This window comes from Neoroseomonas lacus, assembly GCF_014644535.1.
GTDB classification, from domain to species: Bacteria; Pseudomonadota; Alphaproteobacteria; order Acetobacterales; family Acetobacteraceae; genus Neoroseomonas; species Neoroseomonas lacus.
The window spans coordinates 58,281-80,346 of the sequence record NZ_BMKW01000005.1; the positions used below are offsets into that span (position 1 = coordinate 58,281).

At 65.8% G+C, this 22,066-nt stretch carries 18 protein-coding genes; 7 read left to right on the forward strand and 11 right to left on the reverse strand.

Going from position 1 to position 22,066, the window contains the following annotated elements; all coding sequences use genetic code 11:
• Positions 1–112: 112 nt before the first annotated feature.
• The 9 genes from IEY36_RS10965 to IEY36_RS11005 all read right to left on the reverse strand — a co-directional run bounded on the left by IEY36_RS10965 (position 113) and on the right by IEY36_RS11005 (position 11,308).
• Positions 113–904 carry a sulfotransferase family 2 domain-containing protein gene (locus IEY36_RS10965; protein WP_188967112.1) on the reverse strand — a complete coding sequence of 264 codons (792 nt, stop codon included), beginning with the start codon at positions 902–904 and terminating at the stop codon, positions 113–115.
• A gap of 84 nt (positions 905–988) precedes the next feature.
• A complete protein-coding gene (locus IEY36_RS10970; protein ID WP_188967414.1) occupies positions 989–1,645 on the reverse strand; it encodes an SOS response-associated peptidase in 657 nt (218 codons plus the stop codon).
• Positions 1,646–2,023: 378 nt separating this feature from the next.
• A complete protein-coding gene (locus IEY36_RS10975) occupies positions 2,024–2,308 on the reverse strand; it encodes a hypothetical protein (RefSeq protein ID WP_188967113.1) in 285 nt (94 codons plus the stop codon).
• 807 nt (positions 2,309–3,115) lie between these two features.
• Complete coding sequence (gene hflX, locus IEY36_RS10980) at positions 3,116–4,468, reverse strand: GTPase HflX (RefSeq protein ID WP_188967114.1); 1,353 nt, start codon at positions 4,466–4,468, stop codon at positions 3,116–3,118.
• A gap of 178 nt (positions 4,469–4,646) precedes the next feature.
• A complete protein-coding gene (locus IEY36_RS10985; protein WP_188967115.1) occupies positions 4,647–5,405 on the reverse strand; it encodes an SDR family NAD(P)-dependent oxidoreductase in 759 nt (252 codons plus the stop codon).
• A gap of 122 nt (positions 5,406–5,527) precedes the next feature.
• The gene (locus IEY36_RS10990) at positions 5,528–7,489 is read right to left on the reverse strand and encodes a hydantoinase B/oxoprolinase family protein (RefSeq protein ID WP_188967116.1); all 1,962 of its coding nucleotides are present in this window, start codon (positions 7,487–7,489) and stop codon (positions 5,528–5,530) included.
• Positions 7,489–9,528, reverse strand: a complete 2,040-nt coding sequence (locus tag IEY36_RS10995) for a hydantoinase/oxoprolinase family protein (RefSeq protein ID WP_188967117.1) — start codon at positions 9,526–9,528, stop codon at positions 7,489–7,491. The genes IEY36_RS10990 and IEY36_RS10995 overlap by 1 nt, the downstream gene beginning before the upstream one ends.
• A gap of 5 nt (positions 9,529–9,533) precedes the next feature.
• Positions 9,534–10,280: an SDR family NAD(P)-dependent oxidoreductase gene (locus tag IEY36_RS11000; RefSeq protein ID WP_188967118.1), complete on the reverse strand. Its 747-nt coding sequence runs from the start codon at positions 10,278–10,280 to the stop codon at positions 9,534–9,536.
• A complete protein-coding gene (locus tag IEY36_RS11005; RefSeq protein ID WP_188967119.1) occupies positions 10,277–11,308 on the reverse strand; it encodes a ketopantoate reductase family protein in 1,032 nt (343 codons plus the stop codon). Before IEY36_RS11005 ends, IEY36_RS11000 begins: the two co-directional genes overlap by 4 nt.
• 170 nt (positions 11,309–11,478) lie before the next feature.
• Here IEY36_RS11005 and IEY36_RS11010 point away from each other — a divergent pair, with 170 nt between their 5' ends.
• From IEY36_RS11010 to IEY36_RS11040, 7 genes are all read left to right on the forward strand, one after another.
• Positions 11,479–13,068: an ABC transporter substrate-binding protein gene (locus IEY36_RS11010; protein WP_188967120.1), complete on the forward strand. Its 1,590-nt coding sequence runs from the start codon at positions 11,479–11,481 to the stop codon at positions 13,066–13,068.
• A gap of 31 nt (positions 13,069–13,099) precedes the next feature.
• On the forward strand, positions 13,100–14,104 hold the full coding sequence (locus IEY36_RS11015; protein ID WP_188967121.1) for an ABC transporter permease: 1,005 nt from the start codon (positions 13,100–13,102) through the stop codon (positions 14,102–14,104).
• On the forward strand, positions 14,104–14,958 hold the full coding sequence (locus IEY36_RS11020; RefSeq protein ID WP_188967122.1) for an ABC transporter permease: 855 nt from the start codon (positions 14,104–14,106) through the stop codon (positions 14,956–14,958). The genes IEY36_RS11015 and IEY36_RS11020 overlap by 1 nt, the downstream gene beginning before the upstream one ends.
• Entirely contained in the window at positions 14,912–15,952 is a 1,041-nt protein-coding gene (locus tag IEY36_RS11025; RefSeq protein WP_229681250.1) for an ABC transporter ATP-binding protein, read from the forward strand. The genes IEY36_RS11020 and IEY36_RS11025 overlap by 47 nt, the downstream gene beginning before the upstream one ends.
• Positions 15,949–16,917, forward strand: coding sequence for an ABC transporter ATP-binding protein (locus IEY36_RS11030; protein ID WP_188967123.1), 969 nt, complete (start codon positions 15,949–15,951; stop codon positions 16,915–16,917). Before IEY36_RS11025 ends, IEY36_RS11030 begins: the two co-directional genes overlap by 4 nt.
• A gap of 154 nt (positions 16,918–17,071) precedes the next feature.
• Positions 17,072–18,277 carry an acyl-CoA dehydrogenase family protein gene (locus IEY36_RS11035; RefSeq protein WP_188967124.1) on the forward strand — a complete coding sequence of 402 codons (1,206 nt, stop codon included), beginning with the start codon at positions 17,072–17,074 and terminating at the stop codon, positions 18,275–18,277.
• 16 nt (positions 18,278–18,293) lie between these two features.
• Entirely contained in the window at positions 18,294–18,701 is a 408-nt protein-coding gene (locus IEY36_RS11040) for a VOC family protein (RefSeq protein WP_188967125.1), read from the forward strand.
• A 509-nt stretch (positions 18,702–19,210) separates the two neighbouring features.
• Here IEY36_RS11040 and IEY36_RS11045 read toward each other — a convergent pair.
• Together IEY36_RS11045 and IEY36_RS11050 are read right to left on the reverse strand one after the other, a co-directional pair.
• Entirely contained in the window at positions 19,211–19,990 is a 780-nt protein-coding gene (locus IEY36_RS11045; protein ID WP_188967126.1) for an enoyl-CoA hydratase/isomerase family protein, read from the reverse strand.
• Positions 19,991–20,170: 180 nt separating this feature from the next.
• The gene (locus tag IEY36_RS11050; protein ID WP_188967127.1) at positions 20,171–22,012 is read right to left on the reverse strand and encodes an ABC transporter ATP-binding protein/permease; all 1,842 of its coding nucleotides are present in this window, start codon (positions 22,010–22,012) and stop codon (positions 20,171–20,173) included.
• Positions 22,013–22,066: the final 54 nt, after the last annotated feature.

Sequence of the window (22,066 nt, forward strand, 5' to 3'; positions counted from 1 at the left end):
CTCGTCGGAGGCATCATCCGGTGCGCCGGGTCGTCTCCTCCTTGGCTCAATCGGTGAGCTATGAAGACGGCGCGATGACGCGCAGCAATTGCGCCCTCCGACCGTGCGGCCTCTACGTACTGGCCGTCGTCACGAGAAGGGGAGGCATGGTTTTGAAGAAACTAATATCGCCGGCATTCATGACGCTCAGCTCTTCAACCGCTTCAGCATAGTCTGGCTGCTCCACGGCGCGCTGCGTCGTCACACCTTTTGGCTTCGCGTTGCGATGTGGAAGCGGTTCTTTCCGCTTCAGGCCGCTGACGGCCTCCACCGCGCTGAGAAAACGCTCCAAGTGATCGAAGCGGCCGATGATGTAATTGCGGCGCCGCACAAGCCGCCGCGCGACATCCGCATCGGGAGTCCCGAAGATGAGGCGGAGCTGCGTATTCATGCAATTGGCCCTGAACGCGCCATGGTGCCGTATCGCCTCTAAGAGCGTCATATTACTCAATGCAGCGTGCGCTGGATGTTCAGTGCGATAGCGGATATAGTCATATAGAGACACCATCCGTTCAATTGGTTCACGCATCACTGAGAGAATTACTCGACGCCTGTGCGTCATTTGAATCAACGGATGTCGAAATCCTATATGTCCAACAATAATCAGTAAATTGTCGTAGAAATCGGTATTCTTTTCCAAGAATGACTGAATTTGTGACTCTCCTCCGGCTCGTATTCTCACATTTTCATGAAATATAGCGAAGCGTTCAAACATGCGTGCTAAGGCAGTATTCAGGCTGGCGCCCCCTGTCTTCTGCACGTGCACAAAAAAATACATGGGCAGCGCACGGAGCGGAAGGCCCGTGGGCATTCGGTCGACGACGTCAGGGTCCTGCGCGCTCTTGCCTGATGCGGATTCTTGCATGCCTGTCCTTAGCACAAAGATCCTAACCCCTAGGTCGGCCCGGGAAACCCCCCCCGGTCGGCACCTTTTGCGGTTAGATGCCCGTCATCCGCCATCCCGCTTTTCACCGCGCGCCACAATCGTCAGCGCGCCATCTGGCAGAGGCCGCTGCAGCGCCTTCGCCTCATCCCACGGCGCCGTCATCCATGCCTCGCGCTCATCCTCCTCGGTCAGGATCACCGGCATCGCCTTCGGGTGGATCGCGCCGACCTCCGCATTCGGCTCGCAGGTCAGGAAGGCGAACAGGTCGGCCGTGACCTCACCCTCCTTCACCTTCCGCACCGACTTCCACTGCGGCGTCCAGATCCCGGCGAAGAAGGCGAGGGGGCGCTCCTCGCCGAGGGCGAACCACGCCGGCGGCTTCTTGCCATCCGGCTGCGGCTCCGGCTCGCTGAAGCTGGTGAAGGGCACCAGGCAGCGATGTTCCACGCCGAGCCATCGCCGCCAGTGTGGGGACGCGGTGTTGCGCACGTTGGTGACGCCGGGGTCCGTGTTGCGGCCCTTCAGCACGAAGGCCGGGCTAGGCATGCCCCAGCGGGCCATGGCGAGCTCGCGCCCATCCGGCGTGTTGCGCACGATCGGCGCGGCATAGTCGGGAAAGACGCCTGGCATCGGTGCCAGGTTCCCGGCGATATCGTTGAGCGTCATCGCCAACTGCCGGATGGCGGCCTGGTTTGAGACGATCGAGTACAGGTTGCACATATAGTCCTCCCACACATCCTCGAGCTCGTCGGGCCAGCGCGCCGTCACCTGCGGTATTGGTCCGCGCCGCGCCTGATAATCCGCCGACCCGGCATCAACGGCGAGGCTCATGCGAATGTTGCGGTTGCCGCAGATGCCGCAGCGTAGGCGGCGCTCCAATTCCCGCTTCCGGATGGCCGGGCCGAAGCGTTCGATTGCCTGGGCGATGCCGACGGCTCGGTAGGCGTGGCAGACCGATGCGTCGCCGGAGCAGCTGAACGTCAGGTAATGGCCCGACGCGGCGCCGCCTCCGTCATCCAGGCGCAGCCCGTCCGGGTGCAAGGATTCGGCTGGCGTCCATCCTGGGTGCCTGGGTGTGGCGGATGGCATCGCGATGCGTCAGGCCAGCGGCCGTGCGGATTTGATCCACGGCGGGATCGTCCGATGGTCCAGCCAAAGGTCGACGAGATACGGGATCGTGCCCGGGGCGCCGAAGGTATGGCCGTCGAGCGGGCAGCCCGGCAGTCGCAGACGGCAGATATAGCCCCCGGGCTGGCAATCGATCGTGGCGCCGCGGTGTTCATAGCTGGGGCCGCCGAGAGGGCCGGTGCCTGCCTTGGGGGTCGGCTCCGGGCGGGTAGATAGGTCGATTCTGGCGGGCTGGAGGTCGAGCGTGTCGGTCATGGCGGCAGGCTAGCCGACCGAGAACGGGATGAGAACATGGAGGCCGCGCCGGCATGCTGGCGCCGAAGGCTATTGAGCGACTGCGTGACTTCGCTTCGAGGTCTGAAGGACCCGCTGTCCTTGCCTGACGATCGGGCTGGGCGGAATTCCTAGTTTCGAATGTCGGTCGTGTCGGCGTGAGCTTGGAACTGGTGGGCGCGCGCAGGTTGGTTGGTAATCACACGGGTGCGCGCGAACCAGCGCCCAACCACATCTCGTCCATATTGCCGTCCACCGCGAGCATCCAGTCCCATGAGGGTTCGGGAGCAAGCGCACCGCTTTCGACAAGCCACATAAGGAATTTGTCTTCACGGAACGCTGCGGACCGCCCTTGACCTGGGTTTGCATCGATCCAGGCGGCCCGTGCCGCTGTGGGATCAATCGCCTGCAATGCTCGGTACGTGCCCCAAACACTCAAGCTCTCCGCGTCGCGGCTCGTGACAGAGATCAGGGTTCCCGCTGGGATCATCGGGAGTTCGAATTGATGAGCCATACCTGCACCGTATCACGCCGTCGCTGGCAGATAAGCCGGGTACTTCACCCCGGCTTAGGGAGTGCTCTACCCGCCAATCCTCTCCGATCGGAGAGGAAACCTTGGGTCGGAGCGTGAACATCTGTGCATTTGGCTAGACCGCGACACGCAGAATCAATGCGATGGAGCCGGCACTCTCCCTTGGTAAGGGAGAGGTCGAGAGTTCAATCCTCTCCAACAGCACCATTCCCCAATCGCCGCACACCGACCGGTGCCTGTGGCGCGCCGGGTCAGGCTCAGGGCGCGGCAAGACTCCGCCGCAGCCGCGTGATGGCGCCCGGAAGGCCACGGATTTTCAGCACCCGTCCGGTCTCGTCATAGGCTTCAGACAAAACGCGTGCACTTTCATAGACTTCGCCAAGCAACCCTTGCTTCGCATAGGGCAGCACCAGGACATCCTCCACCATTGCCGCCTCGAAGAACGCAATGATGGTGTCCCGCAGCCCGCTCACATCCTCGGGCGCATGGGCGGAGAGCATGATCGCGTCTGGATGCTTCTCGGCCAACGCGGCGCGCCCGGCGGAGTCCACCCGGTCCATCTTGTTCAGCACCAGCCGGGACGGCACCGCATCCGCGCCGATCTCGCGCAGAACGCTGCGGCTCACCTCCAACTGGGCCTCGTAGGTCGGGTCCGACGCATCGACCACGTACAGCAACAGCGAGGCTTCCAGCGCCTCCGCCAATGTCGAGCGGAAGGAGGCAACCAGGTCGTGCGGCAATTGCTTGATGAAGCCGACCGTATCCGAGACGAGCACGCGGGGCCGGGTCTCCGGCTGCAGGATGCGCACGGTGGTGTCGAGGGTGGCGAACAGCTTGTCCTCGACCAGCACCTGGCTGCCCGTCAGCGCCCGCATCAGGGATGATTTGCCCGCATTGGTGTAGCCGACTAACGCCACGCGCAACTGGTCCCGCCGGCCGGTGCGGCGGTTATCGCTGTCGCGCTGCACCGCTTCCAACTGATCCTTCAGCTCCGCAAGCCGGTCGCGGATCTTGCGGCGGTCGAGGTCGAGGTTGCTCTCGCCCGCGCCCGGCCCTTGTTGCCGGCCGCCGCCGCCCGTGGATTCGCGCAAGCGCGGCGCTACATATTTCAGCCGCGCCATCTCGACCTGCAGCTTCGCCTCGCGGGTATTGGCGTGGCGGTGGAAGATCTCGACGATGACGCCGGTGCGGTCGAGCACCTGGGCCCCGGTCGCCCGTTCCAGGTTGCGGATCTGGCTGGGCGAAAGCTCATGGTCGACGATCACGAATTCGGGCTTGCGGGCGGCGTCATCCTCGGGCTCCACCGCAGGCGTCGGCTCAGCCTCGCCCTCGAAGCGCTGGCGCGCCTTGGATTTCGGCGGCGGCGCCATCGAGCCGACGACGCCGGTGCCGCCGGTGAGGGCGGCCAGTTCCGCGAGCTTGCCACTGCCCAGCAGCGACCCGGCGCCGGTGCCCTCTCGTCGCTGCGAGACGGTTCCGACCACCTCATAGCCCAGCGTCTTCACCAGGCGCCCCAGTTCCTCGAGGCTGGCGGCATGCGCGATGTCATCGATCTCCGGCGTCTGGATACCGACAAGGACGGCGAGGGGGATCGGCGGTTTGGTCTGCATGGCGGCCACGTAGCACGGATCACGCCGAAGCCTGATGGGTAGTGGCGTCTTCCGGCCGCGTGGCGCCCGGTGACGGCTACGCGCTGCTCATCCCGGGCGGCCGGAGGGGTGTGGGCATCAGTGGCCGCGCGCCCGGGCGATCGGTGCCTTGTGGCGACGACGGAACGGTCCTGACCAATCAGCTTCGCGCGCGCGTCGAGGCGCCTTCGCGCCGGTTCATGTGACCGCCGCCGCCGGCATCGAGCACTGTCCCGGTCAGGAACGCGGCCTCGTCCGAGCACAGCCACAGCACCACGGCGGCAAAATCCTCTGGCCGGCTGCTGCGGCCGAGCAGGGAACGGCCGCGGATCGCCTCGGCATAGCCGGGCGGCATGCTCACCAGCGCGCTGCCCTCGGCGAAGCCGGGCCGCGCGCTGTTCACCCGGACACCACGCGGCCCGAGTTCAATCGCGAAGGCGCGTGTCAGATATTCCAGCGCGCATTTGGACGCGCCATAGGGCACGCCATTGCCGCGGATGACCTCGGCAGCCGCCGAGGTGACATTCACGATCACGCCGCGCCCGGCATCGGCCATCGCCCCGCCGATCCCCTGCATCAGCCGAAACGGCGCACGGGTATTGACGCCGAGGATGCGGTCATACTCGGCCGGCGTCACTTCCATCAGCGGGATGAAGGGATAGAGGCCCGCATTGTTGACCAGCACCTGCGCCGCCCCGGCAGCGACGACGAGAGCGTCGATGTCGGCGTCCCGGGTCAGGTCGGCGGCGTGCAGCGTCACGCGCCCGGCCGGCAGGCCCTCCGCTGCGCGCTCCAGCGCGGCGGCATCGGCGTCGGTGAGGAGCAGCCTCGCACCTTCCGCGGCAAAGGCCGCCGCGAGAGCGCGCCCATAGACGCCAGCGGCGCCGGTGACGACGATCATGCTATCGGCGAAGCGCATGGAGGTCTCCTCAATGGGGCAGGTGGCAGTCGATGGCGCGCCATGCTGCGCGTCCGATTCAGTGGCGATGGCTCTGCGAGTACCGGGTCAGCGTTGTTCGGGCGGCGCTCGGCGGGGCGCCGTCACGCAATCTGCGGGAATGCCGCGCGCAATGCCGCCGCCGCGCGCCCGACTTCGCTGCCGTCGCCGCGCCGATCGGCATCGGCCTCGACGGACGCGAAGATGCGGCGTTTGGCGAAATGGCGCCAATGCACCGGCAGTGCGGCGAGGGTCTCAGTGAGGGCGGCGTAATTGGCTTTGGTCCAAATCGCCTCGAAGGCCGCGCGCTCCGGTCCGGCATCGAAATCCGGCCGGCCGATCGCCGCGAGTTCGGCGCGGCGCTTGCGGGTCGCCTCGGCATCATCGGGGATGACGCCGTAATCCCGGGCCGCGGCTTCCAGTGTAACCTTGCCCGCGTCGATATCCGCCAGCACCGCCGCCACGGGGCGCTCCCAGGCAGGACCCCATCCGGCGGCGCCGGAACAGGTGATGGTGATGACATCGCCGGGGTCGAGCGTCACCACATCGGTGTTGCCGAGGTTTTCCGCTTGCGGCGTGCCGGGGTTGCGCCAGAACACCGAAGCAGCGCCGGGCATGCCGCCGGAGACGGCCCAGGAACGGAAGATCGAGCGATCCCGATTGCGCGCGGTGACGATCGTTCCCGGCGCATGGACACGGAATTCGAGAACCGTCGCGAGGCCGCCGCGATGCAGCCCGGCTCCGCCGGAATCGGGGGCCAACCCGTAGCGCAGCACACGGATCGGCACCTCGGCCTCGCTGATCTCGACGGGCGTATTCTTGAGGAAGCCGCTGTTCGCGCCCGAACCATCGGCGCCGTCGCCGAAGGGCGAGCCACCGGCGCCGCCGGTGATCGGGTCAATCGCCGCCATGATGCGGCGGCCGGTGCGGTTGTCGGTGGTGTTGACGTTCGTCATCGGCCCACCGCTGGCGGGGCCGGCTGGCAGACGGTCGGGCAGGGCGCGCTGGAAGGCGCCCATGACGACGCCTTGCAGGCGCATGCAGGTCATCGAGCGCATGCCGACGGCGGCAGGAAAGACCGGGTTGAGGACGGTGCCCTCGGGAACGATGCAGGTGGCCGGGCGGATCAGACCGCCATTGAGCAACACGGTCGGATCCAGCGTGTAGAGAACGTAGTTCCAGCCGACCATCAGCAGGATGTGCCGCGGATTGCCGCCGGTCGGCATGTTGAGCGACGCGGTGAGCTGCGGATCGGAGCCGGTGAAGTCGAGTTCCGCCGCATCGCCGCGGATGCGCATGGTCAGGTGCAGCCGGCAGGGCAGACCACCTGGCGCGTCCTCGTCGAGGTAGTCGGTGAATTCGTAGTCGCCATCGGGGATCTGCGCGATGACACGGCGCGCCTGCAACTCGCCCAGGTCGAGCAGGGCGGTGATTCCCTCGCGGAAGGTGTCGAGACCGAAGCGGCGGATCATCTCATGGACCTTGCGCTCACCGGTTGCCATGGCGGCGAGCTGCGCCTTGAGGTCACCCCAGTTCTGCGTCGGCGCGCGCACATTGGTCATCATGATGTCGAGCAGGCCCTGGTCGAGCACGCCCTCGCTCACCAGCTTGCGGGGCGGGAACCGGATACCTTCCTGGTGCACCTCGGTCAGCGCGCGCGAGAGCGAGGCGGGCACCGCCCCGCCGACATCGGTGTTGTGGATATGGCCGACGGCGAAGCAGACGAGCTCGCCCTCCCAGAAGACCGGGCGCCAGAGATGGATGTCGGGCGAATGGGTGCAAACGAAGCCGCTATAGGGGTCGTTCGTCATGCAGACATCGCCTTCATGGTACTCGGTGATGGCGGCGATGACCGGGCCGTAGTCGAGGCCGACGAACCAGGTGGCGCCAAGCTCGCGCGGCGAGGCGAAGGTCTGCCCGTCGGTGGTGGTGAGGCCGGTGGTGAAGTCCTCTGTCTCCTTGACGAAGGTGGAATGCGCCGTGCGGAACAGCGTGAAGGCCATGCTCTCCGCCGCCGCCTGGGCGTGGTTGGCGAGGATCTGCAGGGTGACGGGATCGACTGTCATCACGCGGGTCCCAGGCGAAGGTTGCCGAATCGGTCCACCTCGACTGCGAAGCCGGGCGGGATGCAGGAGGTGGTGTCCTCCTGTGCCACGATGCAGGGGCCGCTGATGCGATGCCCGTGGCGCAACGCGTCGCGCCGGTAGAGTGGCGCGCGGAGCGTGGCGCCGGCGACATGGACCGCGACCTCGCCAATCGGCAGCGGTTCGCCTGTCTCGCGCGTCTGTTCGGGAAAGCGCGGCGCGGGCACCGCGCCGGCGATCACGACGCGCAGCGAGATCGCCTGGACCGGCGCATCACGGTCGGCATGGCCGTAGATGCGTTCATGCTCGGTATGGAACGCCTCGGTGATAGCGGAGAAATCACCATTGGCGAGCCAGGCGGGGTCGATCGGCACCTCAATCTCGAATGACTGGCCACGATAGCGCAGGTCAGCTGAGGGCATGAGGCGCGCCTCGCCGCTGAAGCGCTGCTCCTCGGCGAGCCAGCGCCGTGCATCAGCTTCGAGGCGGGCGAAGACGTCGATGAGTCGCGGCAAGGTCGCGGCGTCGAGATCTGCATAGACAGTCTCGAGAAAGTCGTTGCGGATCTCGGCGATCAGGCCACCGAGGGCGGACAGCACGCCGGGCGCCGTCGGGATCAGCACCTCCGTCATGCCGAGTTCCTGTGCAAGGAAGGCGCCAAGCATCGGCCCGGCACCACCGAAAGGCAGCAGGCAGAAATCGCGCGCATCGACGCCCTGCCGCGCGGCGAGCTTGCTGACCTCCCGGTACATGCCGCTGATCGCGACCTGGACGATGGCTTCGGCGGCCGCCTCGCGCGTGCGGTCGAGGGCGGCTGCGATCTCGTCCACCGCCTGCTCGGCGAGGTCGCGGCGCACGCTGACACTGCCATAGCCAAGCTCGCCATGACCGATCCAGCCGAGCACGCACATGGCATCGGTGATCGTCGCGCGTGTTCCCCCGCGGCCGTAGCAGGCCGGGCCGGGGGTGGACCCGGCGCTCTCGGGCCCGACCGTCAGGCGACCCAGGCTGTCCACGGCGGCGATGGAGCCGCCGCCCTCGCCGATGGAGGAGACGGCGACAGTCGGGATATAGACCGGGAAATCACCGACGCGTTCGCCGGTGCCGTAGCCTGGCGCGCCATCCATGATGACCGCGACATCGGCGCTGGTACCGCCGATATCCAGCGTCATTGCCCGCGCAACGCCCGCTTGCCGCGCGACGAAGGCCGCTCCGATGGCGCCGGCGGCTGTGCCGGAGAGCAGCATCTCGACGCAGCGCGTCTTGCCGAGCTCGGCGCGCATCACGCCACCATTGGACTTCGTCACCATCGCCTCGGCGACGACGCCGGCACGCTTCAGCGCATCCTGCAGCGAGCCGAGATAATAGGCGACGCGCGGCTGCACGTATCCATGGACCGTCGCCGTGACGGTGCGCTCGTATTCCCGGATGATCGGCCAGACATCGGCCGAGCAATAGACGGGCAGGTCGGGGCGCTTCGCGGTGATGATAGCCTTCGCGGCATGCTCATGGGCGGGGTTACGCCAAGCGTGCAGCAGCGCCAGGACGATGCCTTCGGCACCCATCGCCTCGGCACGCGCGAGCGCCGCCTCGACGCTCGCCCTATCGAGCGGCTCGGCCTCGGATCCATCGGCGAGCAGGCGCCCACGCAATTCGTGCACCCGGGCGCGCGGCACCAGCGGATCGGGCCGGCGCGAATAGAGGTCGTAGGGGTCGGGAACCTTCAGTCGCGCGACTTCGAGCACGTCACGGAAGTTCTCCGTGACGAACAAGGCGAGCCGGATCCCCTTGCGTTGGATCACGGCGTTGACACCAACGGTGGTTCCATGGGTGAACCAGGTGATGTCAGAAGGCGCGATACCGAAGCGGCTTCGCACGCCCTCAAGGCCGGCGATCACCTCCGCGCCCGGCGTTGCCGGGGTGGAGAGGACCTTGAGGGTTGAGAGTGTGCCGGTTGCTTCCTCAAGCACGCAGAAATCGGCAAAGGTGCCGCCGATATCGACGCCGACGCGGTAGGCCATGCGCGTCAGATCTCCCACTGGAAGCCGTCGATGATGAAGTCCTGGCCGGTGATGAAGAAGGGCTCGGAGAGTGCGAGGAACGCCACCAGCTGCGCGACATCAGCCGGCGTGCCGAGGCGGTTCAGGACGATCTTCTTCGCCAGTTCTGGGCCGCGGGATTTCGTCAGCGAATTGCCGACTTCGGTCTCGATGACGCCGGGGCAGACCGCATTGATGGCGATGGTCGGGCCGAGTTCCTTGGCGAGCGCCTTGGTCATGCCGATGATGCCGGCCTTGGCCGCGGCATAGGAGAATTTCGAGACAGCACTGGTGACGCCGCCGGTATGCGCGTTGAGCGAGGACATCGACACGATGCGCCCGCCACCACCCGCCAGCATCAGTGGCGTGAGTGCCTGGATATAGTTGAAGCAGGATTTCAGATTGACGGCTATGGTCCGGTCGAAGGCTTCCTCGGTGATGTCGAGGATTCCCGTCGGGTTGCCGCGCCCGGCGTTGTTGACCAGCACGTCGATGCGGCCGAAGCGTGCCTGCACCGCGGCCGCGATCTCCTTCGCGCGGGCATGGTCGGTGACGTCGGCGTCCTCCGTCATCACCTGGCAGCCGAGGGCAGTGATCTCGTTCGCGGTGCGCTCCATCTCGGGCCGCAGCATGTCGACGATCACGATGTCGCAGCCCCGGCGCGCGAGTTCCAGCGCGCAGCCGCGCCCGATGCCACGGGCGCCGCCGGTGACCAGGGCAATCTTCGCGGTCATGCGTGAACCTTTCCAACGATGGCGAGGAGGTCCTGTTCCAGCCCGTCGCCGATCACCCGATCGCCACGCTCGACCGCGCCGATCAGTGCGACAAGCCGGTCGAGAAGGGGTGTTGCGATGCCGTGACGTCGGGCCGCGGTGAGAACCGGAGCAAGTTGCGCGGCCGCGTCGGTCGGCCGCCTGCGGACCGCGAGATCGCGCCAGATGCCGCTGTGGGGCTTGGCGGTGGCGCGATTGAAGGCCGTCATGGCAGCGATGGATTCGTCGATCGCCACCGGGTCGCCCAAGGCGAAGGCATCGGGGTCGTAGCCGTTGAAGCCGATCGGGCGAACCTGCTCGGCGCCGGCGACGGCCATCACCTCGCCGATCAGGGCGAGGTGCAGGGGTCGCAGGGCGGGGGCGCCGATGAAGTCGGCGATCGTCTCATTGGTCAGCGCGCTCGCCTTCAACAATGCGCCGTAGCCGATCTTGCCCCAGAGGTACGCGAATATGTCATCGGCCAGTACGGCGTCGGCGTCGAAGTCGCGCAGCAGCGCGTGCACGTCCAGGATGCGCGGGGTACGGGCACCGTCGAGTTCGCCGACCACGACGGCGCCGCGGTTGGCATAGAGAATGTCGCCCGGGCCGTGCCAGTCGGCCCCGAAATTCACGAAAGCGCCGATGACGCGCGAGGCGCCAAGGATCTCCGAGAGCACGAGTTCATTGAGCCCGTTCTGCGCGGAGACCACAAATCCGCCCTCGGCGAGGTGCGGCGCGAGCGCTGCCGCCGCCGCGGCGGTGTGGTGAGCCTTGACGGCAAGGATCACCCGCCGGAACCGACCGACAAGGGTGGCCGGCGTGAAGGCCGGTCCGCCAGTGGTGAACGCCGCGACCGGCCCGCGGATGGTCAGGCCACCCGCCGCAATCGCCGCGACGTGTTCCTCCACGAGATCCACGAAGGTCACGGCGTGTCCGGCACGGCGCAGGAAGGCGCCGATCGTGCCGCCGATCGCGCCGGCGCCCCAGATCAGGATCGGTTCCTCGTTCATGCATCCCCACACCTTGGCCCGCCGGAAACGCTAGAGGCGTGCTGCCTCGAAGACAACCGAGCTTCGGCGCTGCTTGACGCCGATGCGTGGTGGTTGTCAGCATGGATGGCTGCGGGCACGCTTTTCGAAGCACGCTCCGTAGCCGGGGGCACACAAGGGAGATTCGGGCGATGACAGAACGCCTTGGACAGCTGCTGCCTGCGGGCATCGGTCGGCGCGACCTGCTGAAGGCGGCCGCAGCCGGTGGCGCGGTGCTGGGCCTGCCGGACGCCGCGCTGGCGCAGCGCGGCGGCGGGCGCATCGTCTTTGCCAATGGCAGCGCCTTCGACACGATGGACCCGCACGCTACCTTCGATGTCGGCCGTGTTGCCTATCGCTTGAACCTCTATGACGGGCTGATGAGGTGGCTCGATAATCCGCCGCAGCTTGAACCCTGGCTCGCCGAGAGCTTCACGGTCTCCGAGGATGGCAAGCAGTACGTCTTCAAGCTGCGGGCGGGGATCAAGTTCCACGACGGCACTGACATGACGTCTGAGGACGTCGTCTATTCCATGGAGCGCATCCTGGCGGTGAAGAAGGGTGCCTACCCGCTCTTTGCCCTGCTGATCGAACCCGGCTCCACCAAGACGCGCGACCGGCTCACCGTAGAATTCAACCTTAAGCAGGCCTCGGCGATTTTCGCCGCGACCACGCACGACATCTACGTCGTCAACAGCGCTCTGTTGAAGCGGAACGAGCGGAATGACGACTGGGGACAGGAATGGATCGCGCGCAATGATGCGGGTTCCGGCTCATATATCCTGCGGCGCTTTGATCCGGCGCGTGGCTTTCTTGCCCAGCGTTTCGATGGTCACTTCAAAGGCCCGGCCGCCCTTTCGGAGATCGACTTCCGCTACGTCGCGGAGGTGAACAGCCGCGTGCTCGGCCTGGTTCGGGGCGATTTCCAGGGCACCGACCCGTATATGCCGCAGGACCAGATCACGCGGTTGCAGGGCGACGCCAACATGAACGTCATGGAGGCGGAGTCGACGCGGCTGTTCTACGCCACCATGCACAATCAGCGCCCACCCTTCACCGACGTGAACTTCCGCAAGGCGGTGAGCTACTGCTTCGACTATGATGGTTGGATCAACAATATCCTGGGCCGTTCGGTCGTTCGGAACACGCAGGTGATCCCCAACCCGATGTGGGGCGCGCCGAAGGATGTCGCCGGCTACACCTTCGATATCGACAAGGCCAAGTGGCACCTGCAGCGGGTCCAGGTGCCGCTGCGCGAGATCACCGTCGCCGGCATGATCGGGTATGAGCAATCCATGCAGGCGGCCGCGCTACTGCAGAATGGACTTTCGCGCGCCGGCATCCAGAGCAAGTTGCTGAACGAGCCCTGGCCCGTCGTCTCGAACAAGATGCGCGATCCGGAGCAGATGTACGACATGCTGTTCCTCTGGCGCAGCACCTACTACGCCGATCCGCACAACTGGGCGGGCGAGCTGCTGGCCACTGAACGGCATCGTGGCGGCAATGCGAGCTACTACAGCAACCCGGAGGTGGATCGGCTGCTCGCCGAGGCGCTCGCCGTCTCGGCCCAGGCGAGGCGTGCGCCACTTTACGAGCAGGTGGCACGCATCGCCGCCGAGGATGCGGCTGCCCTCTTCATCCACAACACCAAGTGGTACGGTCCTTTCCGCAAGAACGTCGAGGGCGTGAGATTCTGCTCGATCGGCGACGGGCAGGAGATGCGGTGGGTACGCGTAACCTGAACGCTGCCCGACGGCCTGGAGCAGCGAGACCGTGAAGACATTCGTTCTTGTGGTGAACCGGCTTGCCTGGTTCGTGCCGACATTACTGGGTCTGCTGGCGATCGTATTCTTCATCTCGCACGTGATCCCGGCCGACCCGGCGGCCTTCGTCGCCGGGGAGAACGCAACACCGGAGACCGTTGCTGCGATCCGCGCCCGCCTCGGCCTCGACCAACCGTTGTACGTGCAGTTCTGGCGCTACATCCTGTCCATTCTGGACGGGGATATGGGGCGCTCGATCTACACGGGACGGCCGGTGGTGGAGGATCTGCTCAGCCGCCTGCCGGCCACGCTGGAACTCACGCTCGTGACGGTACTGGTGTCGATTGCTGTCGGAGTGCCGCTCGGTGTCGTTGCCGCGTTGCGGCGCAACTCATGGTTGGACCATGGACTTCGCGTGGTGACGATCGCAGGGTTGGCGATTGCCAGTTTCTGGTTTGCGATCCTCCTGCAGTTGCTGTTTTCCATGCGGCTCGGCTGGACGCCGCTCGGCGGGCGCGTGGAGGGCTGGGGGCCTGAACAGATCACCGGCTTCTACCTGATCGATGCCCTGATTCTGCAGGATCACGAGATTCTGCTCGACGCCTTGCAGCATATGATCCTGCCGGTGGTGACGCTCGCGGTCCCTGCGACCGCGACCATCGTGCGCTTCACGCGCGCGGGCATGCTGAATGCGTTGCAATCCAACTATGTACTCTACGAGACCGCGATGGGGTATCCAAGACGGCTGGTGATCTGGAAGTACGTGCTGCGCAATGCGCTCATCGGGACGGTAACGCAGATCGGGCTGATCTTCGGCATCCTGCTGGCCGGTGCTGTGGTGGTTGAGGCCGTCTTTGACTGGCCGGGCCTTGGCACCTTCGCTGTCAATTCTATCCTGTCGTCGGACTACAATGCGGTGATGGGTTTCACCGTGATTGTCGGCACGATGTTCATCGTCGTGAATCTGGTGGTCGACATCCTGCACGGGATGATCGATCCGCGTGAGGTGCGCTGATGCGCCGCATCCTGCGCAAGCTGGCCGAGGACCGTGCGGCGCTGTTCGGCCTGGTGCTGATCGGCCTGCTCGTGCTCGCCGCGATCCTTGCCCCGTGGCTATCCACGCATCCGGGCGATGTCACCGAGTTCCACACGGCCCAGCGGCTCACCGCGCCGGGCGCGGAGAACTGGCTGGGCACCGACCGGATGGGCAGCGACATCTATTCGCGACTGCTGTATGGCGCGCGCATCACCATCACCATCGCTGTCACGGCCATTGCGGTCGCGGTCGCCATCGGCGTGCCGATTGGCCTGGTTGCCGGCTACTATCAGGGGATCGGCAGCGAATTACTGATGAGGGTCTCCGACATTTTCCTCGCGGTGCCGCAGATCGTGCTGGCGATCGCCATTGCGCAGACACTTGGGCCGTCGATCGAGAACGTGATCCTCGCTCTGTCGGCAACCTACTGGCCGTTCTGGGCGCGCCTCGTCTATGCGGAGACGCGTTCCTGCAAGAACGAGCCTTTCGTGGAGGCGGCCATCGCGCTCGGCTGCTCGCCATGGCGCGTGATGGTGCTGCACATTCTACCGTCCATCTCATCCTCCATCATCGTGCGCACGACCATCGGGATGGGCGGCACGATCCTGACGGCGGCCACGCTCGGCTTCCTTGGCCTCGGCCCGCCGCCGCCCACGCCCGAATGGGGGCGCACCATCGCCGAGGCACGCGAGTTCCTGCCCATGGCCTGGTGGTATGCGGCCTTCCCGGGTCTTGCGATCTTTCTCGTTGTCATGGGCTTCAACCTGCTTGGCGATGGGTTGCGCGATGTCCTTGATCCGCGTCTCCGGCGGGCGGCCCGTCATGACAAGTGACCTAATCACGGTGCGCGGTCTGAAGGTGTCCTTTGCCTCGGATGCGGGAATCGCCCGTGTGCTGGATGGCGTGGACCTGACGATCCGCCGTGGCGAGATCATGGGCCTGGTCGGAGAATCGGGCTGCGGCAAGACGACGCTGGCGCGCGCCATTCTCGGCATCCTGCCTGCCAATGCGGCGCGTATCGAGGCGGGCCAGATCCGCTTCGAGGAACATGATATTCTCGACCTCGACGAGGCCTCCCTCGCAACCCAGTTACGCGGCAGGCAGATCGCCTATATCCCTCAGGATCCTTTCACGGCGTTCAATCCGGTCTTCACCATAGGGACGCAGATCGACGACCTCATGCGCTTCAAGTCGCCGCTCCTGCGTGAGGGGCGCCTCTCCGCGAGGGAGCGACGCCGCGCCGACAGGCTGCGCGTGCTTGAAATGCTGCGTCTCGTGCAGTTGCCTGATCCGGAAGGCGTGCTGCGCAAGTACCCGCACGAGGTTTCCGGCGGCCAGCGCCAGCGCCTGATGATTGCCATGGCCTTGTTGCCCCAGCCAAAGCTCGTCATCGCGGATGAGCCGACCACGGCGCTCGATGTCACCGTGCAGGCGCAGATCCTGACGGTGCTGAAGCGGCTTGCGCGTGATCGGGGCGTTGCGGTGCTATTCACCACGCACGACCTCGGGACGGCCTACGAAATCTGTGACCGGATTACCGTGATGTATGCCGGGCAGGAGGTTGAGGAGGCACCCGTCGCGGACTTTTTCGCGCGGCCCTCGCATCCCTACACGCGCAAGCTTCTCGACAGCCTGCCGTCATCGGAGAATGGCATTCGCGGTATCACCGGCGAGATTCCGCGCCTGGTCGACCCGCCCCCCGGCTGCCGCTTCCATCCGCGCTGCGAGCGCGCGACCGAGGAATGCCGCACGACCCGACCGCCGACGCACGCGGTCGCGGTCGCCCACGACGTGCGTTGTCACCATCCCCTGCAGGACAGTGCATGAGCGCGGACCTGATCCTCGACGTCGACGATCTGCACAAGCATTTCGCTGTCCGCGATGTATGGAAGAGGAAGGTCGGATCGCTGCGCGCCGTCGATGGTGTTTCATTCGCGGTGAATCGCGGCGAGATCCTCGGCATTGTCGGTGAATCGGGCTGCGGGAAGTCGACTCTCGGCAAGACGCTGATGGGGATCCAGCAGGCAACCTCTGGCCGCGTGGTGTTCGAGGGAAACGATATCGCTGGGCTCAAGCCACATCAGTCCCGGCGCTATCGGCAGCACCTCCAGTACTGCTACCAGGATCCCGGCGCTTCGCTCGATCCGCGCTGGACGATCCGGTCGTCGCTGCATGAACCGCTTGTGGTGCATACGGAACTGGGGGAGGCCGAGCGCGAGACACGGGTTCGGGAAATACTGCGCGCGGTCGGTTTGCCGGAAACACACCTTGATCTTTACCCGCACGAGATCAGCGGCGGTCAGCAGCGCCGCGTCGGTCTCGCGCGCATCCTCACGCTGAAGCCATCGGTCGTGATTCTCGACGAGCCGACCTCCGGCCTTGACGTCTCGGTACAGGCGACGATCCTCAACCTGTTCCTCGACCTTCAGCGGGCATTCGGGTTGACCTACCTCTTCATCTCACACGACCTTTCCGTTGTTCGACTCGTCTGCCACCGGGTTGCCGTGATGTACCTCGGCAGGATCGTCGAGATCGGCGATACCGAGGCGATCTTCGAGACGCCGCGCCATCCCTACACACAGTCGCTTCTCGCCGCGATCCCGCGCATCGGCGGGCCGCGCGTCACCGATCATTTCTCGCTCGAGGGCGAGCCGCCCAGCCCGATCAACCTGCCCACCGGCTGCCGGTTCCGGACGCGCTGCCCCAAGGCGGCGCCCGTCTGCGCCGAGCAGGATCCGGCGTTGCGCCCTGACTGGCCCGGACAACAGGCGGCATGTCTGCTCGCGACGTGAAGTCCGCCGCCAGGAAGGGCGCGCTTCTCGATGCCTGACAGGCTGGCCGGGCCCTGGCCACCGGCAAAGAGATCGGGGCCGTACAACCGCGGCTGATTTGACGAGAGAAGTGGGAACGCGCCAGACTTGTCTGCAAGAATTGGGCAGGAAACCAATGAGCGTCGCGATCGACCGTACGCGTCAGGTGCCGCTGGCCGATGATCCCGTGACCCGCGCGCGCGGTCTTTCAGCGCTGATCGAAGCCGCCGCACCGCGCATCGAAGCGGAGCGTGAACTCCCCGCCGACCTTCTCGAGGCATTATACACTGCGCGCATGTTCCGCACCCTGTTGCCACGTGCCGTCGGCGGCGACGAAGCAACACCAGAGATCTATGTGCGCATGATGGAGATCATCGCCCGCGCCGATGCGTCGACCGCTTGGTGCATCGGGCAGGCATCGGGCTGCTCGATGGCTGCGGCCTATGTCGCGCCGGAGGTGGCGAGCAGCATCTGGGGCGGACGTGACGCCGCACTGGCCTGGGGCGCGGTCGGTCCGGACCAGGTCGCCGAGGTCGTGGATGGCGGATACCGCGTGACGGCGAGTTGGTCCTTCGCGAGTGGCGGCCGACATGCGACCTGGTTCGGCGGGCATTGTCGTATCCGCGAACGTGATGGCCGCATGCGCTCGACTGCTGACGGCGCCCTGTATGAGCGCACCATGCTTTTTCCGCGAAGCGCGATCACCATGATCGATCAGTGGCAGGTGATGGGGCTCCGCGGCACCGGCAGTGATACCTATTCGGTCCATGACCTGTTCGTCCCCGACGCCTTCACGGTGCGTCGCGACCGTGACGAGGAACGTCAGCCACATGGCATCGGCACCTTGTTCCAGTTTACCACTACGCATCTCTATGCGTCGGGCTTCGCCGCCGTGGCGCTTGGCATCGCACGAGGCATGCTCGACGCCTTCGTCGAACTCGCGAACCACAAGACGCCGCTTTCGACTGCTCGCATGCTGCGCGACAGTCCGGTGCTGCAGAGCGGGCTTGCCTGGGCGGAAGGGAAGTGGCGCGCAGCGCGGGCGCAACTGCATACCGCGCTGCGCGAGACCTGGGACCATTGCGCCGCCGGTGCTGCGATGACAACCGATCAGAAGGTCGCGATTCGTCTCGCTGCCACCTTCGCCATCCATCAGGCGAAGGAAGTGGCCGATTTCGCCTGGACCGAGGCGGGTGCCACCGCGATTTTCAACAGTCAGCCCTTCGAGCGTCGCTTTCGCGACATCCACGCGGTTACGCAGCAGGTGCAAGGGCGACGCAGCCATTTTGAAACTGTCGGACAGCACCTGATGGGTCTGACGCCGCATCCTCGCTTCCTCTGACATCGGAGACCGCGCCATGCCGCTCGAAGGCTTGAACCACTACACCATCCGCCCAGTGGACTTGGCCCGCACGCGCGACTTCTACGTCGAGATCCTGGGGCTGGAGGAAGGCTATCGCCCACCGCTCGGCTTCGAAGGGCATTGGCTGTACTGTGGTGGCACGCCAACCGTCCATCTGATCGGCCCACGGCCTCAGCGGGAGGCGGGCTGGCCCGAGCGCGTCGCCGGCGACACCGGGCTGCTGGACCACATTGCCTTCTCCTGCACGGGGCTGACGGAGATGCGCGCCAGGTTGCAGGCGCGCGGCATCGAGTTCGAGGAACGTGTCATTCCGCGCGATCGCCAAACCCAGCTCTTTCTGCACGATCCCGATGGGGTGGCGGTGGAACTTAACTATCCGCCGTCCGAGACCGCGGCGGCCTGAAGCGACTCATCGCCGCGCGCAGGCCAGGCGCGTGGACGTTGAGTTCCAATGGCCCGATCCATCGGAGCGATTGAGCCGATGCTCATGGTCGCCGAGGACGTGCGGCAAGCTGACGCTCTTTTTTGGCGCGTTAACGTGAGTGTTGCCGCGTGATCTGTTGTGAGCCAGTCGGCCCCACCCAATGATGCCGACCAGAGGGCACAAGGGCTCAATTGCTTGCGCAGCGAACCCTTGGCCGTCGTGGAACGTCGACGCTTAGACCGACACTCGCCGTTTGCGACCGTTGGTAGCCGCATTTTCGTGTCCTCAAACGCGTCACGCCGGAGGCACGCCTCCGGCGTGACGCGCAAACCTCTGGTTCGCTTGGCTTTCGCCAACTACCGGTAGGCCGCAGTCGCGACCTCGACACGAGGCAGAGCCTCATGCCGTTGGTGTTACACCATGATCGCAGTGCCTTGTCCGAGGACAACTCACGTATGGACTCGGCAATCGTTCGATCTGTCAGTCAGTTATTCACCGACGAAGACCGGTGGCCGCTTCTCCCGGAATGCCTTCAGACCCTCCTGCATATCAGCGCTTTCCTTGCATTGACGCGCCCGAGCCTCGCAGGCCGTGACATCCAGCGCCCCGTGGCCAATCTCATTCAGCGCCTGCTTCATGCCTTGCACCGCGAGTGGCGCCATCGCCGTCAGCGTCTCCGCCAGCCGGTCGACTGCCGTGTCCAGCGCCTCGGCTGCGACGAGCTGCGTCAGGTAGCCAATGCGCAGCAGTTCCTCTGCACCGAGCTTCTCGGCCGTGAGAAACAGACGTTTCGCATTGTTGAGTCCCAGGCGCGAGACGTAGCGCCGCAAGCCGCCTGGGTAATAGTGCACACCAAGGCGGCCGGCCGGCATGAACATCTCCATGCCGACCACACCGATGCGGAAGTCGGCGGTCAACGCTAGGTCGGTCGAGCCACCATAGACGCCACCCTGGAGGCGGCAGATGGTCGGTATGCGCAGTCTCTCGAAGCGATCGACCATCGCGTCGAAGCCGGGTGCGCGCGCGGCCGCCTCGCGATCCTCGGCGAAGCCGCCGAGGTGGAAGCCTGCACTGAAGGCGGGCCCGCTCGCCGCCAGCACCAGCACGCGCAGGTCACGATTCGCATCGATCGCATCGAAATGCTCGAAGATGCGGGCGATGTCCCCCGGCTCGATCCGATTGCGGTGCCTGCTGCGATGCAGGCGGATCGTGGCGCGGCGGCCTTCGATCTCAAGGCTCGGCGGGTCCAGGCGGGTATCTTCGGTCATGGCGTTCCTCTCCAGCGCGCATGGTTCCCGAAACCGGAGCGTCTGACCATGCCTTCCCTACGCGGAGATGTCGGGTGCTACGGCAAACGCCTGCAGGCAATGAATCGGGAGCAGGTGAGACGCGACATGGACCGACCGGCGGATCAACGCCAGGTGCGGCGCGGTTCCGAATGCGCTCGGTCATACCGAAAGGCTTGCCGTTGCCACTCGTGCCCGTCGCCGCTTCGTGCGGTCGCTGACGACGCGCGGTGCGGCGCGGCGGAAGCGGGCACCGCCTTCGCGCTTCTCCAGTGTCAATGTACGGGTATGGAAGGCTTCGAGGCCTGGGCGGTGACCGATCGAGACGATGGCCGAATTGGGCAGTGCTTCGGTCAGCAACGTCATCATGGCATCCTGATTCGGTTCGTCGAGCGCGGCCGTCGCCTCGTCCAGGAAGATCCAGGCCGGCTTCTGCAGCAGCAACCGTGCGAAGGCCAGACGTTGCTGTTCCCCCAGCGAGAGCACACGGTCCCATCGCTGGTCTTCCGCCAGGCGCTCGGTGAGGTGGCCAAGGCCCACCTGTGTGAGCGCGTCGACCTTGGCCTGGGGCTCGAAGTCGTCGGGCGACGCCGGATAGCAAAGGGTGCCGGCCAGCGTGCCAAGCGGCAGGTAGGGCCGCTGCGGCAGGAAGGCCATATCGGTCCGCGGCGGCGTCACGATACGTCCGCCGCCCCAGGGCCACAGACCGCCAATGGCGCGAAACAGAGTTGATTTGCCTGTGCCGGACTCGCCCTTGATCAGCACGCGCTCACCCGGTTCGATGACCGCGAAGGCATCGGCAATTACGGTGGTGCCATCGATGAAGGCGATTTCCAATGCATCGAGCTCCAGGCGGTGCGGCGCGTCGGCGGCCAGCTCCTCCATTACGATGGTGGGCTGCGTCGGATCGGTCGCGACCGCTTCGAGGTCGTCGAGCGCGTCCTGGAAGGCCACCAGGCGCGACACGGCGCTGCGCCATTCGGCGATGCGCGGAAAGCTGTCGACGAACCAGTTGAGCGCGGCCTGCACCTGACCGAAGGCCGCGCCCACCTGCATCAGGCCGCCCAGCGTCATCGCGCCGGCGAAATAGGCCGGCGCCGCGACGACGGTTGGGAAGATCATCGCCAGCGTGCCATAGGCGCTCGTCAGCCACATCAGGTTGCGCTGGCTGCGCATCAGGTTCCGCACCGCATCGCGGACCTCGCCGAACAACAGCGTCAGGCCCCGACGTTCATCGGCCTCGCCGCGGATCAGCGCGATGCTCTCGCCGCCTTCGCGTGCGCGCGTCAGGCCGAAGCGGAAATCGGCCTCGGCGGTGGTACGACGGACATTGAGGCCCACCATCGGGCGACCCACCAGCCATGTCAGGCCGGACCCGATGCAGGCATAGAGCACGGCCGCCCAGACCATATAGCCCGCTACATGCACGTTGTAGCCCGCGAGCACGATGTCGAGCGGGCCGGACAGCGACCACAATATGCCGACGAAGGCGACCAGCATGCTTGCGGAGATCAGTAGCCCGACAGTGAATTCGATCGCGAGCTCGGTGGCGACGCGGACGTCCTCGGCGATGCGCTGGTCGGGATTGTCGGCCTCCGCGGCGCCGGCTTCGAGCTGATACTGCCGACCGTCGTGCAACCAGCCTTCGGAGAACCGACGCGTCAGCCATTCGCGCCAGCCGAGTTGCAGCAACTGCTTGAGATAGAGTTGATACACTGCCGCCGCCATCGAGGCGGCCGCTAGCATGAGAAATACCATGATCTGTTGGCGGAAGGCGCCTGAGTCACGCTTGTCGAGTGCGTTGAAGAAGTCGCGGTTCCAGGTGTTGAACCGCATCTGCACGATGACCTGTGCGATGGTGAGGGCCACGACACCGAGGATGAGGAGCCGCGCATTGCCACGGTCCTTGGCGGTGAGCCATTCCCGCAACCAGCGCCACGCGCCGCGCATGTCGGGAGTGGCAGGCCGTCCGGCCAACGCAGGGGAGGCGGGTTGGTCGGACATGTTTGCTACCGTGGCTGTTCGGACGATGGAGGTGCGTCAGGCGATGCGGGTTGC